Here is a 16166-nt window from a genome sequence, read left to right as displayed (position 1 = left end):
GTCGGGGCGGGGCACAAGGACGCATCCGCGCATGACCACCCGTGCACCGTCGAGGTCTCCGGGCCGGGCACCCGGTGCCTCTGAGGCGAAGCGGAGACGCGGCAAGGGCAGGGATGGCGGCGCATCAAGGCTCATGCCGGACATCCTGGTGAGCGGGTCGCACACGCGACGTCCGGCGATGCGGTTCTGGGGACCCGGTGCTCACGAGCTGGACTTGGGGAGCCCCGGCGCTCCACCCGGTCATCGCGCTCAACTCGTGGGTTCCGCTCCGAGACCACCATCCTTGCTGTGGGCCTCGGGACGGAAGGGACGAGTTCGGCGCAATCCAGCCCGGGCGGCCCCTGGCGCGCCGTCGCCCGCCGCACCGTCAGTGCTTGAGGCAGCCCGGTCCGAGCAGCGCCTTGATGTCGGAGTAGAAGGCCTGCGAGGCCTCGACACGCAGCGAGTTGTCGAGCTGCGTGCGCACCTCACGACCGGGGCTCGTGAGGTTGAGGCGCACCGTCGACATCCCCGGGTGCTTCGTGAGGACGTCGCGCAGACGCTCCACGAGCGGCCCGGTGCAGCGGTTCGTCGGCAGGGTGATGGTGACGGCCTCGTGCGTCGCGGAGGAGACGTCCGGGATGGTCATCTCCTGCGCGTAGAGCGCCACCTGGCCGTCGCGGCGGTTGAGGCGCCCGCGCACGGTCACCACGGTGTCCGGCGCCAGCATCGTCGAGACCGTCTGGTACGTGCTCGGGAAGAACAGCGCCTCCACGGAGCCGCCGAGGTCCTCGATCTGGGCGATGGCCCAGAGGTTGCCCTGCTTCGTCGTCTTGCGCTGCAGCGACGTGATGAGGCCGGCGACGGTCACCATGGCGCCGTCGGGCCGCTCCTCGTTCTCGATGAGGTCCGCGATCTCGACGTCGGCGAGCTTGCCCAGGACGCCCTCGAGGCCCAGGAGCGGGTGGTCGGAGACGTAGAGGCCGAGCATGTCGCGCTCGTAGGCGAGCTTGTCCTTCTTGTCCCACTCGGGCAGGTTCGGGACCTCGGTGGAGAAGACCGGGCCGTTGCCGAAGACGTCGTCGGCGCCGGCGTCGTCGCCGCCCATGATCGAGGCGAACAGGTCGAACTGGCCGGCGGCCTCGTTGCGCTTGACGCCGATGACCTCGTCGACGAACTCCTCGTGGCAGGCCTGGAGGCTGCGACGGGTCTGACCGAGGGAGTCGAAGGCGCCGGCCTTGATGAGGGAGTCGATGGTGCGCTTGTTGCAGACGACCGCGGGCACCTTGTCGAGGAAGTCCTCGAAGCTCTCGAAGGCGCCCTTCTCCTCGCGGGCGGCGATGATCCCGTCGACGACGTTCGTGCCGACGTTGCGGATCGCGGCCAGGCCGAAGCGGATGTCGTCCCCGACGGCGGAGAACTGGGCGCGGGAGTCGTTGACGTCCGGCGGGAGGACCTGGATGCCCATGTGGCGGCACTCGCCGAGGTAGACGGCGAGCTTGTCCTTGTTGTCCTTCTGGGACGTGAGGATCGCGGCCATGTACTCGGTCGGGTAGTGGCACTTGAGGAAGGCGGTCCAGTAGGTGACGACGCCGTAGGCCGCGGAGTGCGCCTTGTTGAAGGCGTAGGCGGAGAACGGGACCACGACGTCCCACAGGGTCTGGATGGACTCCTCGGAGTAGCCGTTGTCCAGCATGCCCTGCCGGAAGCCGACGAACTCCTTGGCCAGGATCTCGGGCTTCTTCTTGCCCATGGCCTTGCGGAGCTTGTCGGCCTTGCCCAGGGAGAAGCCCGCGAGCTCCTGGGCGATCTTCATGACCTGCTCCTGGTAGACGATGAGGCCGTAGGTCGTCGACAGGATGGGCTCGAGGGCGTCCTTGAGCTCGGGGTGGATCGGGACGATCTCCTGGAGCCCGTTCTTGCGCAGCGCGTAGTTCGTGTGGGAGTCCGCGCCCATGGGGCCGGGGCGGTAGAGGGCGCCGACGGCGGAGATGTCCTCGAAGTTGTCGGGCTTCATGAGACGCAGGAGGGTGCGCATGCCGCCGCCGTCGAGCTGGAAGACGCCGAGGGTCTCGCCGCGGGAGAGCATCTGGTAGGTCTCGCGGTCGTCGAGCTCGATGTGGTCGATGTCGACCGCGTCCTTGCCGTTGGCGACGATGTTCTCCAGGGCGTCGGAGATGACCGTGAGGTTGCGCAGGCCCAGGAAGTCCATCTTGAGCAGGCCGAGGTGCTCGCAGGTCGGGTAGTCGAACTGCGTGATGTAGGCACCGTCCTGGAGGCGCTGCATCATGGGGATGACGTCGGTGAGCGTCGCGGAGGACATGATGACGGCGCAGGCGTGGACGCCCCACTGGCGGGTCATGCCCTCCAGGCCGCGGGCGAGGTCGACGATCTTCTGCGCGTCGGGGTCCTCGGCGTGGAGCTTGCGGAACTCCTCGGCCTCTCCGTAGCGCTTGTCCTGCGGGTTGAAGATGCCGTTGATGGAGATGTCCTTGCCCTGGATGGAGGGCGGCATCGCCTTGGTGAGCCGGTCGCCGACGGCGTAGGGGTAGCCCATGACGCGGCTGGAGTCCTTGAGGGACTGCTTGGCCTTGATGACGCCGTAGGTGACGACCTGGGAGATCTTGTCCCCGCCGTACTTGTCCTTGACGTACTCGATGACCTCCTCGCGCCGGCGCTCGTCGAAGTCGACGTCGATGTCGGGCATCGAGATGCGCTCGGGGTTGAGGAAGCGCTCGAAGATGAGGCCGTGGTTGAGGGGGTTGAGCTCCGTGATGCCCATGGCGTAGGCGACGATGGAGCCTGCGCCCGAGCCTCGGCCCGGTCCGACGCGGATGCCGTGGTCCTTGGCCCAGTTGATGTAGTCCGCGACGACGAGGAAGTAGCCGGGGAAGCCCATCTGGACGATGACGCCGATCTCGTACTCGGCCTGCGCGCGGCAGTCGTCGGGGATGTTGCCGTTGAAGCGCTTGTCCATCCCCTTCCAGCACTCCTTGATGAACCAGGACTCCATGGTCTCGCCCTCGGGGACGGGGAAGGCGGGCATGAAGGAGGCGCCCTCGTCGACGCTCTGGTAGTGGACGTCGCACTGCTCGGCGACGAGGAGGGTGTTGTCGCAGGCCTCGGGCATCTCCTTGAAGAGCTCGCGCATCTCGCGGCCGGGGCGCAGGTAGTAGGAGTCGCCGTCGAAGTGGAAGCGGTCCGGGTCGGTGAGGACGCTTCCGGAGTTGATGCACAGCATGGCGTCCTGGACGACGCGGTCGTCGGGGCGCACGTAGTGGGAGTCGTTCGTGGCGACGAGCGGGGCGCCGATCTCCTTGGCGAGGCGCAGGAGGTCCTTGGTGACGCGACGCTCGATCTCGAGCCCGTGATCCATGAGCTCGACGTAGAAGAACTCCTTGCCGAAGATGTCCTGGAGCTCGCCGGCGCAGCGCAGGGCCTCGTCCCACTGGCCCAGGCGCAGGCGGGTCTGGATCTCGGAGGAGGGGCAGCCGGAGGTGCCGATGAGGCCGCCGCCGTAGCGGCCGAGGAGCTCGCGGTCCATGCGCGGGCTCTTGCCGAACTGGCCCTCGAGGGAGGCGTAGGAGTCCAGGCGCATGAGGTTGTGGAGGCCCTCGTCGTTGCGGGACAGCAGCGTCATGTGCGTGTAGGAGCCGCGGGCGGAGACGTCGTCGGAGCGCTGGGACTCGTCGCCCCAGAAGACGCGGGTCTTGTCGAAGCGGGAGGTGCCGGGCGTCATGTAGGCCTCGACGCCGATGATGGGCTTGATGCCGGCGGACTTGCAGGCGTCGTAGAACTCGTAGGCGCCGAACATGTAGCCGTGGTCGGTGATGGCGAGGGCGGGCTGGCCGAGGCGCTTGGCCTCGGCGACGTAGTCCTTGATCTTGCCGGCGCCGTCGAGCATCGAGTAGTCGGTGTGGACGTGGAGGTGGACGAAGTCGTCCTTGGGTCCGGTCTCCTGGGTCGCCTCACTGCTCGTGTCCGCCATGGCTGCATCCTAGGGTCAGCGGGCGGCCCGCGGGAGGGGCGGTCGGCGACGGCGCTGGGCGGGTTCTCGGCGTCATGGCGCGGTATTCCCGTGGCGGTGGCGGTCCGTGCGAGAAACCGCACGCCCGCCTCCCAGCCTCGCCGAGATCGGGACATCCTGACCTCGAGATCGGGACATCGTGCGCCAGCGGGCGCCCGGGCTCTGCCGCCCGCGCGTCCCTGTGCCGAGTTCGGTCGATCCGCGCGGTGAGCTCGGTCCGCGGACCGGCTCAGTACGCCGAGGCTCAGCCCCGCGCGGCTGCCTCGCGCGGCCCGAGGACCCCGGCGACGACGTCGTGGACCGGCGTGGGCGCCCCGGCGTCGTCGCCCGCCCTGCGGACGGCCCCGACCTGGGCGTCAAGCTCGCTGGGCAGCCCGGCGGCGATGTCGCGCTGCATGGAGGTGGTGGCGTCGGCGGGCTGCTCGTCGGCGAAGGCCAGGACCTGGTCGGCGTAGGGTGCCTCGCCGGGGGCCGCGAGCGCGTGTCCCTGCGCGGCGGCGACATCGACGATCTCCTGGATCATGGCGCGGTAGGCGTCGCGGTAGGTGGTCCGCAGCTCGCTGATGGGGGCGTCGACGGCGGCGCCGAGGCCGCCCTGGGGGACGACGAAGGCGGCCTTGCGCCACAGCTCGGCGAGGATCGAGTCCGGGGTGCTCGAGCGCAGCCCGGCCACCCGCAGCGCCGCGACGAGCCGATCGACGCGCGGGCTTCGCGAGCCGTCCGACTCCCCCACCTGGAGGGACTCGAGCCCGGAGCGCAGAGCGATGGTGCCGCGCTCGACGGCCTGGGCGTAGACACGGGCGACGCCGGGGACGACGTGCTCGGCGCCGACGACGTCGGCCAGCAGGTGCGGCGCGTCGACGCCGTTCTGCGTCGAGATGACTGTGGTCTCCGGACCGGTGAGGGTACGGAGGGCGGGGCCGAGGTCGGCGATGGCGTCGACCTTGGTGGTGACGAGGACGGCGTCTGGATGTCCGCCCAGGGCATCGAGGAGGGAGCTCGCGTCATCGGAGGCGAGGGGGCGCTCGGCCCTGGCCACCGTCTCCCCGTCCGGGCCCAGCAGCGTCAGCCCGCCGGCGCGCAGCGCCTCGAGCGTCGCCCCGTGGACGAGGAAGCCGACGTCCTCGCCGGCGGCCGCGAGCCGTGCTCCGAGCCAGCCGCCGATGCCTCCGGCCCCGATGACGACGATCCTCATGCCAGCCCTCCCGTCCGCCGAGACAATCACGTTGCCAACCTACAGGACAGGTCATTAGTATCAGCGTTAGTTCAATCCGGCACCGCAGAGGAGCGCGGCAATGTCACTCTGTCTATCAGGTCGCGCATTCGAGGAAGCGACCGGCATATCGATCGACCAATGGGCTCAAGAAGTATCCAATAGCACATCTGTCTCGGGAAATTCTTCCGCAGCTCTACCCAGAATTTCGATCGAGGCGGCGACATCGATAGGCACATCCGTCATCGACAAGCACCAGCCAGACGACGAGTCACTCACCCGATACATCCTAAGCAGAGTCAATCTCACTCCGATCGAGGAAGTTGACGAGGGCACCATTGGAACTTATGTCCACACAGATGTGCGCGGTTGGAGCCATGGCTGCGTCCCAGTCCTTAACGTCGCGTACTCCGAGCGGTACGAAGTGACGATGTACATGGGCTGCGGCGACGCGGTTCTTCGGCACTCCCACCCAAGGTGGCTGGAGAAATTATGGCATCGGGCGTCGCCATCGACTACCCCGATACGCCTCCAGGCGCTCGGGTCCGCCGACAACTACAGCGGATGGTCTAGGGATATTCGGAAGCAACGAATTGAGGCGGAAGGATGGTTCCCATCCAGCCCGGAAGGACTCACTCGCATTCTCGCCACCGACTACGACTTCCCCACGGAGGCGATCGAGGCTGAGGACGAAATTGAGGGCGAGGAAGTCGACCTCCCTTTCACCCCGTGCGACAAATTCGACCATATCCTTGAGACGCGCATGAATAACCTCAATACGCCAGAGAGACGGCAGCCATGGGTTGATTCCATTCACGCTCTGAATCCTCGAGTCAGGATCTTGGGCCGGGTCTGTGGGTTCGCCCCCGCCGAGGATGACTCGGACGAAACTCGCGTCTTGGTCCGTCCGGTGCTCATCCGGGAGGCCTAGGACAACGCCCCTGCGACAGCGAAGGTCCGCGCCATGTCCTGGTGCCAGATGCCGGCGTCGAGGTAGCGCTCGCCCGTCATCGTGCGGTAGCCGCAGCGCTCGTAGAAGCCCATCGCCTGCTCCTGCGCCGACAGGACGACCGTGACGCCGCGGGTTCCGGGCGCGACGCCGGCCGCGGCGGCGGCCTCGGCATCCAGCGGTGCGGCGGCGTGCTCGAGGGCGGCCTCCTCGACGGCGGCCACGAGGAGCGCGCCGAGCCCGGTCCGGCGGGTCGTGAGACGGACGGCGAGGCGCCCGAGGTGGACCCGCCCCGGGTGCTCCGGCTCGACGAGGAGCCGGGCGGCACCGAGCGGGACGCCGTCGGCACCTGAGGCGAGGACGTGCCAGGTGGTCGGCTCGAAGTCGCGCGCGTCGATCTCCTCGATGAAGGGGATGTCCTGCTCGCCGACGAAGACCTCGAGGCGCACGTCGGCGACGCCCTGGCGCATCCGGTCGAGGGCGGGGTCGGCGTCGTCCCCGCGGGCGGTGGCGAAGACGATGGGCTCGACGACGGCGGTCAGCGGCTCGATCCGCAGCGCGGGGTGTCCGGGGTGCTCGGGGTTGAGGACGTCGCTCGCGGTCATGCCGTCATCCTGCCTGTCGCGTCCGGATCGTGCCAGGCGGCGCCGTCGACCGGCACGCCGCCTCGACCGACTGAGCTCGGCGCGCCGATCGACCGAACTCGGTGAGGGGTGGGGAGGGACGCGCCACCGGACCGCCACGATGTCCCGATCTCGAGGTCAGGATGTCCCGATCTGGAGGGAGAGGGCGCGCCTCAGGGCAGACGGAGGACGTCGAGGGCGTGGGCGAGGTCGTCGGGGTACTCGGACTCGAAGACCATCCACTCCCCCGTGATGGGGTGCGCGATCCCGAGCCGGCGCGCGTGGAGCCACTGGCGCACGAGCCCCGTGCGGGCGGTGAGCTCGGCGTCGGCCCCGTAGGTCTCGTCGCCGACGCAGGGGTGCCCGACGGCGGACATGTGGACGCGGATCTGGTGCGTGCGCCCCGTCTCGAGGTGGACCTCGGCGAGGTCGGCGGCGGGCATCGACTCGATGACGTCGTAGTGGGTGACGGACTCGCGCCCGCCGTCGATGATCGCCATCTTCCACTCGCGGCTGGGGTGGCGCCCGATGGGGGCGTCGATGGTGCCGGAGGTGGGGTCGAGGTGCCCCTGGACGAGGGCGTGGTAGATCTTCTCGACCGTGTGCTCGCGGAAGGCCTGCTTGAGCACGGAGTAGGCGCGCTCCCCCTTGGCGACGATCATGCAGCCGGAGGTGCCGACGTCGAGGCGGGAGACGATGCCCTGGCGCTCGGCGGCGCCGGAGGTCGCGACCCGCACGTGCATAGCCTTGAGGGCGCCGAGGACGTCGGGGCCGTCCCAGCCCATGGAGGGGTGGGCGGCGACGCCGGCGGGCTTGTCGACGACGACGACGTCCTCGTCCTCGTAGAGGATCCCCATGCCCTCGACGGGCGTGGCGACGGGCTCGGCAGGCCTCGGGTCGGGCAGGTCCACCTCGAGGAGGGCGCCCTCGGTGAGCCGGTCGGACTTGCCCAGCGCGCGGCCGCCCTCGCGCACGCCGCCGTCGGCGCAGAGCTCGCCGACCTTGGAGCGGGACAGGCCGGTCATGCGGGACAGGGCGACGTCGACGCGCTCGCCGACGAAGCCGTCGGGCACGGGCATGAGGCGCAGGCTCACGGCAGTGGCACCTCGTCCTCGGACTCGAGGGCCTCGGCGCGGCGGCGCTGAGCGGCGACGGCGTCCTGCGACGGGCCGTCCCCCGGGGCCTCGACGGGGTCGAGGGCCTCGTCGGGCTCGGACTCGAGGCTGGCGTGCTCGACGCCGGTGACGTCCTCGTCGAGGCTCCGGCCGACGGCGGTCGCGGCGTCGTCGTGCCCCGTGGCCGCGTCGGCGGCGCGGTCCTGCTCGGCCTCCTCGGGGGCGAGCCCGTCGGCTGCGCGGGTCTCCTCGGCGTCCTCGGCGTCCTCGAGGCCGTTGGAGCCGAGGTCCGGGTCCTCGCCGGGCCGCTGGTCGGCCGCGCCCGCGGCGCCGTCGGCCGTCTCGCCCGCCGCGTCGGCGAGCTCGAGGGCGGGGCGGTCCCCGGCGGCGGGCTCCGCGGCCTCGGCCGTGGACGCGCTCGAGGCGCTGCGGGGGCTGGCGGCGCCCTCGCCGAGCACGGCGACGGCGGCCTTCTCCCCGTCGCGGCGCTCGCCCGAGGCGCGGGAGCCGTCGAGGCCGAGGCCCACGAGCGAGAGGGCCATGATGGTGAAGGCGGCGACGACGATGGCGATGTCGGCGACGTTGCCGATGAAGAGGCTCCCGTAGGAGATGAAGTCGACGACGTGGCCGCGGAGGACACCGGGGCTGCGCACGAGGCGGTCGATGAGGTTGCCGACGGCGCCGCCCAGGACGAGGCCGAGGGTGACGGCCCAGGCCCGCGAGGCCAGCCGGTGGGAGACCCGGACGACGATGACGGCCACCGCGACCGCGATGATGGTGAAGATCCACGTCTGCCCGGTCGCGAAGGAGAAGGCGGCCCCGGGATTGCGGATGAGGTAGAGGGTGAGCCAGTCGCCGAGGACGTTGACGCGGTGCCCGTCGGACAGGGCGGCGACGGCCCACAGCTTGGTGAGCTGGTCGGCGGCGACGACGGCCACCGCGACGCCCCACAGGAGGGCGAGCACGGCCCGGCCGCCGGGTGCCGGGTGCGTCCGGGCGAAGGGCTCGGCGTCGGCGCCGTGCGAGGCGCTGGAGCTGCGGGGCCGGGAGGTCCGGGTCGTCGCGGGTCCGGCGTCGGCCGGGCCCTTGGCGCGTTGGCCGTGGGCGCGTCGTCGGGAGCCGTGCTGCTCGGGCTCGGTGGTCACGTGGTGGTCCTCCAGGGGCGGTGGCTGCGGCGAGGGCGGCGACCCGGGTGCGGGTCGCCGCCCTCGTTCGACGGTGGGTGCGGTGCCGGCTCGCCAGCCGGGCAAGGGCGGGGCGGTTCAGCGCCGCGAGGGGCTCACAGGCTCGGCGAGGCGGAGTCGTCGCCGTCCTCGACGTGGGTGAGCAGGTTGTTGAGGTAGCTCTTGAGGCGGGTGCGGTAGTCCGACTCGAAGCGGCGCAGCTCGTCGATCTTGTGCTCGAGGCCGGAGCGCTCCTTCTCGAGCTGGGCGAGGGTGCGGTTGCGCTGGTCCTCGGCGTCCTTGAGGATCTGCTCGCTGGAGGCCTTGGCCTCGGAGATGAGGCGCTCCTCCTCGGCCTTGCCGTTGGCGACGTGCTCGTCGTGGAGACGCTGGGCGAGCTCGAGCATGCCGGCGGCGTCGGTCGGGGCGGAGCTGGCGGCCGCGGGGGCGGCGGCCGCGACGGGGGCGGCCGCGACGGGGGCGGCCTGCTGGGCGGAGGTCTCGGCGACCGGCTCGGCGGTCTCCTCGACGACCTCCTCCTCGACGACGACCTCGGCGGGCTCGTCGGCGACGGCGCTGGTCTCCTCGACGGGGGTCACGGCGGAGGCGGTGGAGCCGCCCTCGCTGAGCTCCTCGACGCGCGCGTTGGCGGCCTCGAGCTTGGCCTTGAGGTCGGCGTTCTCGGCCTCGAGCTGACGCATGGCCTCGACGACCTCGTCGAGGAACTCGTCGACCTCGTCCTGCTCGTAGCCCTCGCGGAACTTGGTCGCCGTGAACTTCTTGTTGAGGACGTCGTCTGCAAGCAGCGTCATAGTCGTCACCTCATGTTGTGCGGAAGATTGCTCGTGCGACCGGTAGCCGCTCGTGACAACAGCGTACCCGAAACCCTTGCGGGGCCCCATCAGGGCGCTGGGAGGAGCCTGTGACGACGACGCCCCCGCCGAGGATCTCGGCGAGGGCGTCGGAGGGACGGCGACCCGGGTCGCGGACGGGAGGAGTCCGCTGCGCGCCGCGTCGGGTCACACGAGCCGCGCGGTGAAGCCCAGGAGGTTCTGGACGAGCACGACGGCGAAGTACAGCACCAGGAAGGACAGGTCGATCCCCATGGCGCCCATGCGGAGCACGGGCACGACCCGACGGAGCCAGTTGAGCGGAGGATCGGTGAGTCCGTAGACGACGTTCGCGATGACGAGGACGACGCCGCTCGGACGCCACTGGCGCGCGAAGAGCTGGATCCAGTCCAGGATGACGCGCACCAGGAGGACGAGCAGGTAGAGCCCCAGGAGGCTCGAGATGATCGAGAGGATCGGTGAGAGGACGCTCAAGTGCGGCGCCCTCGCTCAGGACTGGTTGAAGAAGCGGCCGTGGGGCTCCTCGGCGCCGTCGCCGCCGTCGATCTCGACGCTGGCGGGGGTGAGGAGGAAGACGCGCGGGGTGACGCGCTCGATGGCGCCGTGGAGGCCGAAGACGAGGCCGGCGGAGAAGTCGACCATGCGGCGGGCGTCGGACTCGCTCATGTTGGTGAGGTTGACGATGACCGGGACGCCGTCGCGGAAGGACTCGCCGATGACGCGGGCCTCGTTGTACGTAGAGGGGTGCACCGTGACGATGCGGCGCAGGTCCGGGACGGCGACGGGCTGCGGCACGGACTCGTCCTCGTAGGAGTCGTAGGCCTCGTACTCGCCGGTCTCCTGCTCGGGCAGGTACGAGGAGGCGCCCGCGTGGGCGTACCCGTCCTCGGCGTAGCCCTCCTCGGCGGGGGCGTAGCGCTCGTCCGCGTAGGAGTCCTCGGCGGGCTCTGAGTAGCCCAGGAAGTTCGTCATCTTGCGCAGCGCGCTCATCGTTCGGCTCCTTGTCCGTCCGGATCCCTGGCGGCCCGGACACGCAGACGTTATCGGCTGCGCGGAAACCGGGACCTCATCTCGCCCCGGCGTGTCATCGTGACCTGGGCGGGGCGCAGGTCACGCCCGAGCCGGCGCCCGCCGTCACGCGCTCGAGCCCTGCCGGCCCCTGGGCCCCGGCGGGGCGCTCAGCCCTGCCGGTCCGGCGGGGCGGCGACGACGACGCCGGCGATCCGGCCGGTGACGCCGTCACGGCGGTAGGAGTAGAAGCGCTCGTCCTCGAGGGTGCACCAGGGCCCCTCCCCCGCGTGGGCGCCGACGCCCACGCGCGAGATGGAGGTGACGCCGCTGCGCTCGAGCTGGGCGAGCACGCCGGCGGCGACGTCAAGAGCCGGGGTGCCCCAGCTCGTCGTCGAGGCGCTGGCGGGCTCGACGAGCCCGGCGTCGTCGCGCATGGCCGCGGGGACCTCGTAGCAGCGTCCGCACACGCAGGGCCCGATGGCCGCGTGGACGGAGGCCGGCTCGACACCCGCCTCGGCCATGGCTCCGAGGGCCGCCTCGACGACGCCGTCGAGCATGCCGCAACGGCCGGCGTGGACGGCGGAGACGACGGCGCCGTCGTCGGAGGCCAGGAGGAGGGGCACGCAGTCCGCGACAAGGACGGCGGCCGCCTGCGGGTGGGCGCCGTCGCCACCGCGCAGGTCGAGGAGGAGGGCGTCGGCGGTCGGGACGTCCCCGGGCACCGCGCGCGCGACGGTGGCGGAGTGGACCTGGTTCATCCAGGCGATCCCGCCGGGCTCGAGGCCGAGGGCCTCCTCGAGGAGGCGGCGGGAGGCGGCGACGCGGGCGGGGTCGTCGCCGACGTGGGCGGCGAGGTTGAGGCCGGCGTAGTCGCCCTCCCCCGCATCATCGGAGGTCTCGGGGACGGACGGGGCCCCCGTGCCGCGGGTCGTGAAGTACCCGCGGGCACGGGGGCCCAGGTCGACCTCGATGAGGAGGTCGTCACGCGTGGTGCTGGTGCGCATGGCACCAGTGTCACACGGCCGTCCGCGCGGCGCACCGGTCGGTCGTGGCCCTCCAGGTGGGCCGTCGCCGGGCGTCGGGGAGGCGTGCGGTCAGCGCAGGAAGTCCGGCAGGTCGATGTCGTCGGGCTCGGCGTCGCGGCCGATGACCGGCGGGACGTCGAGCTCGGGACGGCGCTGCGCCGGGGCGGCGTCGTCGACGTAGGCCGGGACCTCGCTGGAGGCGGCGCTCGGGGCGGCCGTGCGGTAGCCCGGGGCGGCGGCGGCCGACTGGGCCGAGCGGACGGCCGGGGGCTCGACGACGGAGGCTCGGGAGTAGCCGGCGAGCGACGCGGAGGCCGCCGACGGGGCCGGGCGCAGGCTCGAGGTGGAGCGCGTCTGGGCCGGGCGCTGGGCCGGCTGGGCCGGGGACTGCGCGGACTGGGCGACCGCGGCGGTCTTCTCGGCCTTGCCCGCGGCGACGGGCTCCTCGTCGAAGCCGGCGGCGATGACGGTGACGCGGACCTCGTCGCCGAGGGCGCCGTCGACGACGTTGCCGAAGATGATGTTGGCCTCGGGGTGGACGGACTCGCGGACGAGGTTGGCGGCCTCGGAGATCTCGAAGAGGCCGAGGTCGCTGCCGCCCTGGAAGAAGAGCAGGACGCCGTGGGCGCCGTCGATGCTGGTCTCCAGCAGCGGGGAGGCGATGGCCTGCTCGGTCGCGGTGAGGGCGCGGTCCTCGCCGGTGGCGGAGCCGATGCCCATGAGGGCGCTGCCGGCGTCCTGCATGACGGACTTGACGTCGTTGAAGTCGACGTTGATGAGGCCGGGGGTGGTGATGAGCTCGGTGATGCCCTGAACACCCTGGAGGAGGACCTGGTCGGCCTGCTTGAAGGCGTCGACCACGGAGATGTTACGGTCCGCGATCTGCAGGAGGCGGTCGTTGGGGATGACGATGAGGGTGTCGACCTCGTCGCGGAGGTTCTGGACGCCGTCCTCGGCCTGGTTGGCGCGGCGGCGGCCCTCGAAGGCGAAGGGGCGGGTGACGACGCCGATGGTGAGGGCGCCCAGCGCCCGGGCGACCTTGGCGACGACGGGCGCGGCGCCGGTGCCGGTGCCGCCTCCCTCGCCGGCGGTCACGAAGACCATGTCGGCGCCGTCGAGGGCCTCCTTGATGTCGTCCTCGTGGTCCTCGGCGGCCTTGCGGCCGATCGAGGGGTCGGCGCCGGCGCCGAGGCCGCGGGTGAGGTCGCGGCCGACGTCGAGCTTGGTGTCGGCGTCGGACATGAGCAGGGCCTGCGCGTCGGTGTTGACCGCGATGAACTCGACGCCGCGAAGGCCGGCCTCGATCATGCGGTTGACGGCGTTGACGCCGCCGCCGCCGACGCCCACCACCTTGATGACTGCCTGGTAGTGCTGCGACTCAGCCACTGTCTGCCTCCACGAGCTCAGTGGGACTCCCCTGGTGGAGCCCCGGTGCCAACCCTCAACCTCAGGTGAAGGTTTATACTTATGTCATTCCGTCGATGACGGGGGCAACGTTATCGCGCTCGCACCGCTCGCGCCATCCGGGCGCGGCGTGTCCGTCCTCTCGCCCGCCGATCCCCCGCGCGCCGCACGGGACCGGCCGGGGCGGTCCCGCCGGACGGCCGGTCCCGTGGGCCCCGCCCGCCCCCTTAGGAGGTCGTCGGGGTGCGGGGGCTCGAGACGTCGTAGGTCTGCGCGCCCTGCTCGAGCAGCACCGCCAGGACCCGCGCCTTGAGCGCGGACTCGGAGGTGTCCCCCCACACGACCGTCGCCCCCGAGGTGAGGGTGAGGGTCACCTGCCCGGTCGAGGAGGCCGTGCCCTGGGCGACCTGGCCGCGGGTCGTCTTGTCGAGGGACCCGACGGCCTTGGCGACGGCCTTGACCTGGGTGCCGGTGAGCGCGTCCTGGCCGTCCGCGGCGGCGACGATGACGACGCCGCTGGGCTGCTCCTCGGCGGTCTCGAGCACGACGCCGTCGCCGTCCATCACCTTCCAGCCGGCGTCCGTCTGCTGGGCGGCGACGGGAACGCGCATCGTGAGGGTGACGGTGAGACCGTGGAGCGGGTCGCGGGAGACCTGGGCCGAGCGCACGCGCACGAGGGCGTCGGTCACCTCCTCCTCGACGCGCCCGGTGCTGAGCCGGAGGATCGAGGTGCCCTCGTCCGCCTCGAGGACCTTGCGGACCTGGGCGGGCGTCACGGTGCCGTCCGAGCCCTTGACCGAGACGGCCGAGGTGCGCAGGGCGAGCAGCGGGGAGAACAGGAGCGCCCAGACGAGCACCGCGACGAGGACGACGGCGCCCGCCCCGGCGCCGAGGCGGCGCAGGCGCAGCGAGCGCAGAGCCCGGCGGCGCTCCTCGAGGCGGTCGGTGAGGCCGGTCGAGACGACACGGTCGGCGGGCGGGGCGACGGTCCCGCTCCCCCGCTCCTCGCCGGTGGCGACCGCGCCGCGGCCGGCGCGGCGCCCGAAGAGGCTCAGGGAGCGGCGCCCGGGCTCCAGGGCGTCGGGATCGCGGCGCGGCGGGAGCTCCGGCGTCGTGGCCGACGGCGGCTCCGCGCTCGAGGCCGCGGAGGCGGTCGAGCGGCTCGAGGAGGCCGAGGGCGCGGTGCCCGTGCGACCGCGGCGGGACGCGCGAGCGAACCGGCCGGTGCCGTCGGCGGAGTCGGCCGAGCCGGACGAGTCGGCGGAGTCCCCGGAGTCGGCGGTGCCCGCCGTCCCCGCGGCGGGGGCGCGGCCGGGTCGGACGAGCTCCTCGGGGGCGTCCTCGGGCGAGCCCTGGCTCCCCGGACGCGGACGAACCGGCTTCCTCATCGGGCGGTGGTCTCCCCGGTGAGGGACTCGCGACGCCGCAGGCGCGCCAGGACGACGTCGGCCAGCTCGGTGACGTCGCCGGCGCCGACGGTGAGGAGGAGGTCGCCGGGGCGCGCGGCGTCCGCGACGGCCTCGGCGGCGGCGGCGCGCTCGGCGACGTAGCGGGCTCCGGGCACGAGGTCGGCGACGGTGGCGCCGGTCACCTCGGGGAAGTCCTCCTGGACCTCGCGGGCCGGGTAGATCGGGGCGAGCACGACGACGTCGGCGCCCTCGAGGGCCGTGGCGAAGCGGTCGGCGAAGTTGCGGGTGCGGGAGAACAGGTGCGGCTGGAAGAGGGCGAGGACGCGTCCGCCGCGCTCGGCAGCGACCTCGCGGGCGGTGGCGAGGAGGGCGGCGACCTCGGTGGGGTGGTGGGCGTAGTCGTCGACGACGCGGACGCCGTCGGCCTCACCGCGGTCCTCGAAGCGGCGGCCGGTGCCGCCGAACTCGGCGAGGCCGGCGGCCATGGCCTCGGGGGCGACGCCGAGCTCGAGGCCCGCGGCCCAGGCCCCGGCGGCGTCGAGGGCGACGTGGTCGCCGGGGACGGTCAGCTCGAGGTCGACCGGGCCGGCGGTCGTGGCGCCGTCGGCGCCGGTGCGGGTGAGGCGGGCGGTGGTGCCGGAGCCTCGGCGGCCGGTGATCTCGAGGCGGACGTGGCCCTCGGCGCCCGGCACGGGGCCGTGGGGCGCGTCGGCGGCGGAGGTGGTGCCGTAGGTGAGGACGCGGTGGCCGTCCGCCGCGGCGGCGACGGCGAGTCGGTGGGCGCCGGGGTCGTCGGCGCAGGCGACGAGGAGGCCGCCGGGCACGAGGCGGGCGGCGAAGTCGACGAAGGCGGCCTCGAAGGCCTCGGCGGTGCCGTAGTTGTCGAGGTGGTCGGGCTCGACGTTGGTGACGACCTCGATGGTCGGCGCGTAGTTGAGGAAGGACTTGTCGGACTCGTCGGCCTCGGCGACGAAGGCGGGGCCGGTGCCGAGGTGCGCCCCGGTGCCGAGCGCCCGGACGGCCCCGCCGATAGCGAAGGAAGGGTCCGCGCCGGCGGCGGTGAGGGCCTCGGCGAGCATCCCGGAGGTGGTGGTCTTGCCGTGGGCGCCGGCGACGGCGACGAAGGCGCGGCCCTCGGCGGCCAGGGCGAGGGCCTGGGAGCGGTGGATGACCTCCTGGCCGCGTGCGCGGGCGGCCGCGAGCTCCGGGTTGCTCTCCTTGATCGCGGTGGAGACGACGACCGTGGCGTCCTCGGGCAGGTGGGCGGCGTCGTGGCCGAGGCTCACGTCCAGCCCGAGCTCGCGCAGGTGCTCGAAGGCGGGGCCGCCGTTCGCGTCGGAGCCGGTGACTCGCGCGCCGCGGGAGGCGAGGAGCTGGGCGACGACGTTCATGCCGGC

Annotated in this window: 13 protein-coding genes; 1 reads left to right on the top strand and 12 read right to left on the bottom strand. The window is 72.3% G+C overall.

Features of this window, described 5'->3' with window-relative positions:
* Positions 1-367: 367 nt before the first annotated feature.
* Positions 368-3967, bottom strand: a complete 3600-nt coding sequence (gene dnaE, locus AXF14_RS09105) for a DNA polymerase III subunit alpha (protein ID WP_067942686.1) — start codon at positions 3965-3967, stop codon at positions 368-370.
* Between the two features lie 283 nt (positions 3968-4250).
* Entirely contained in the window at positions 4251-5201 is a 951-nt protein-coding gene (locus tag AXF14_RS09100) for a 2-dehydropantoate 2-reductase (protein ID WP_067942684.1), read from the bottom strand.
* Between the two features lie 100 nt (positions 5202-5301).
* Between AXF14_RS09100 and AXF14_RS13710 the strand changes: the two genes are divergently transcribed.
* Complete coding sequence (locus AXF14_RS13710; protein ID WP_150118459.1) at positions 5302-6150, top strand: hypothetical protein; 849 nt, start codon at positions 5302-5304, stop codon at positions 6148-6150.
* On the opposite strand, the gene AXF14_RS09090 is transcribed toward AXF14_RS13710, so the two are convergent.
* From AXF14_RS09090 to murC, 10 genes are all read right to left on the bottom strand, one after another.
* Positions 6147-6773 (bottom strand): GNAT family N-acetyltransferase, encoded by a 627-nt coding sequence (locus AXF14_RS09090; protein WP_067942680.1) that lies wholly within the window; start codon positions 6771-6773, stop codon positions 6147-6149. The two genes, AXF14_RS13710 and AXF14_RS09090, sit on opposite strands and share 4 nt — an antisense overlap.
* A gap of 191 nt (positions 6774-6964) precedes the next feature.
* On the bottom strand, positions 6965-7885 hold the full coding sequence (locus tag AXF14_RS09085; protein ID WP_067942671.1) for an RluA family pseudouridine synthase: 921 nt from the start codon (positions 7883-7885) through the stop codon (positions 6965-6967).
* On the bottom strand, positions 7882-9051 hold the full coding sequence (gene lspA, locus AXF14_RS14905; protein ID WP_417861866.1) for a signal peptidase II: 1170 nt from the start codon (positions 9049-9051) through the stop codon (positions 7882-7884). The genes AXF14_RS09085 and lspA overlap by 4 nt, the downstream gene beginning before the upstream one ends.
* A gap of 134 nt (positions 9052-9185) precedes the next feature.
* The gene (locus tag AXF14_RS09075) at positions 9186-9881 is read right to left on the bottom strand and encodes a DivIVA domain-containing protein (protein WP_067942669.1); all 696 of its coding nucleotides are present in this window, start codon (positions 9879-9881) and stop codon (positions 9186-9188) included.
* A 207-nt stretch (positions 9882-10088) separates the two neighbouring features.
* Positions 10089-10394 carry a YggT family protein gene (locus tag AXF14_RS09070; RefSeq protein WP_067942667.1) on the bottom strand — a complete coding sequence of 102 codons (306 nt, stop codon included), beginning with the start codon at positions 10392-10394 and terminating at the stop codon, positions 10089-10091.
* A 15-nt stretch (positions 10395-10409) separates the two neighbouring features.
* On the bottom strand, positions 10410-10910 hold the full coding sequence (locus AXF14_RS09065) for a cell division protein SepF (RefSeq protein ID WP_067942665.1): 501 nt from the start codon (positions 10908-10910) through the stop codon (positions 10410-10412).
* Positions 10911-11098: 188 nt separating this feature from the next.
* Entirely contained in the window at positions 11099-11935 is an 837-nt protein-coding gene (locus tag AXF14_RS09060) for a purine nucleoside phosphorylase YfiH/LACC1 family protein (RefSeq protein ID WP_067942663.1), read from the bottom strand.
* A 90-nt stretch (positions 11936-12025) separates the two neighbouring features.
* Positions 12026-13342 carry a cell division protein FtsZ gene (ftsZ, locus tag AXF14_RS09055; protein ID WP_067942661.1) on the bottom strand — a complete coding sequence of 439 codons (1317 nt, stop codon included), beginning with the start codon at positions 13340-13342 and terminating at the stop codon, positions 12026-12028.
* Positions 13343-13587: 245 nt separating this feature from the next.
* A complete protein-coding gene (locus AXF14_RS09050) occupies positions 13588-14748 on the bottom strand; it encodes a cell division protein FtsQ/DivIB (RefSeq protein WP_084355483.1) in 1161 nt (386 codons plus the stop codon).
* On the bottom strand, positions 14745-16160 hold the full coding sequence (murC, locus tag AXF14_RS09045; RefSeq protein ID WP_150118537.1) for a UDP-N-acetylmuramate--L-alanine ligase: 1416 nt from the start codon (positions 16158-16160) through the stop codon (positions 14745-14747). Before murC ends, AXF14_RS09050 begins: the two co-directional genes overlap by 4 nt.
* Positions 16161-16166 lie beyond the last annotated feature (6 nt).

This window comes from Actinomyces radicidentis (genome assembly GCF_001553565.1).
Lineage (GTDB): Bacteria > Actinomycetota > Actinomycetes > Actinomycetales > Actinomycetaceae > Actinomyces > Actinomyces radicidentis.
This window is presented reverse-complemented; position numbering and strand designations above follow the sequence as displayed.

Coding starts and splice junctions, on each gene's coding strand:
- dnaE (WP_067942686.1), bottom strand. CDS start 3,967: ATGGCGGACACGAGCAGTGAGGCGACCCAGGAGACCGGACCCAAGGAC.
- AXF14_RS09100 (WP_067942684.1), bottom strand. CDS start 5,201: ATGAGGATCGTCGTCATCGGGGCCGGAGGCATCGGCGGCTGGCTCGGA.
- AXF14_RS13710 (WP_150118459.1), top strand. CDS start 5,302: ATGTCACTCTGTCTATCAGGTCGCGCATTCGAGGAAGCGACCGGCATA.
- AXF14_RS09090 (WP_067942680.1), bottom strand. CDS start 6,773: ATGACCGCGAGCGACGTCCTCAACCCCGAGCACCCCGGACACCCCGCG.
- AXF14_RS09075 (WP_067942669.1), bottom strand. CDS start 9,881: ATGACGCTGCTTGCAGACGACGTCCTCAACAAGAAGTTCACGGCGACC.
- AXF14_RS09065 (WP_067942665.1), bottom strand. CDS start 10,910: ATGAGCGCGCTGCGCAAGATGACGAACTTCCTGGGCTACTCAGAGCCC.
- AXF14_RS09060 (WP_067942663.1), bottom strand. CDS start 11,935: ATGCGCACCAGCACCACGCGTGACGACCTCCTCATCGAGGTCGACCTG.
- AXF14_RS09050 (WP_084355483.1), bottom strand. CDS start 14,748: ATGAGGAAGCCGGTTCGTCCGCGTCCGGGGAGCCAGGGCTCGCCCGAG.
- murC (WP_150118537.1), bottom strand. CDS start 16,160: ATGAACGTCGTCGCCCAGCTCCTCGCCTCCCGCGGCGCGCGAGTCACC.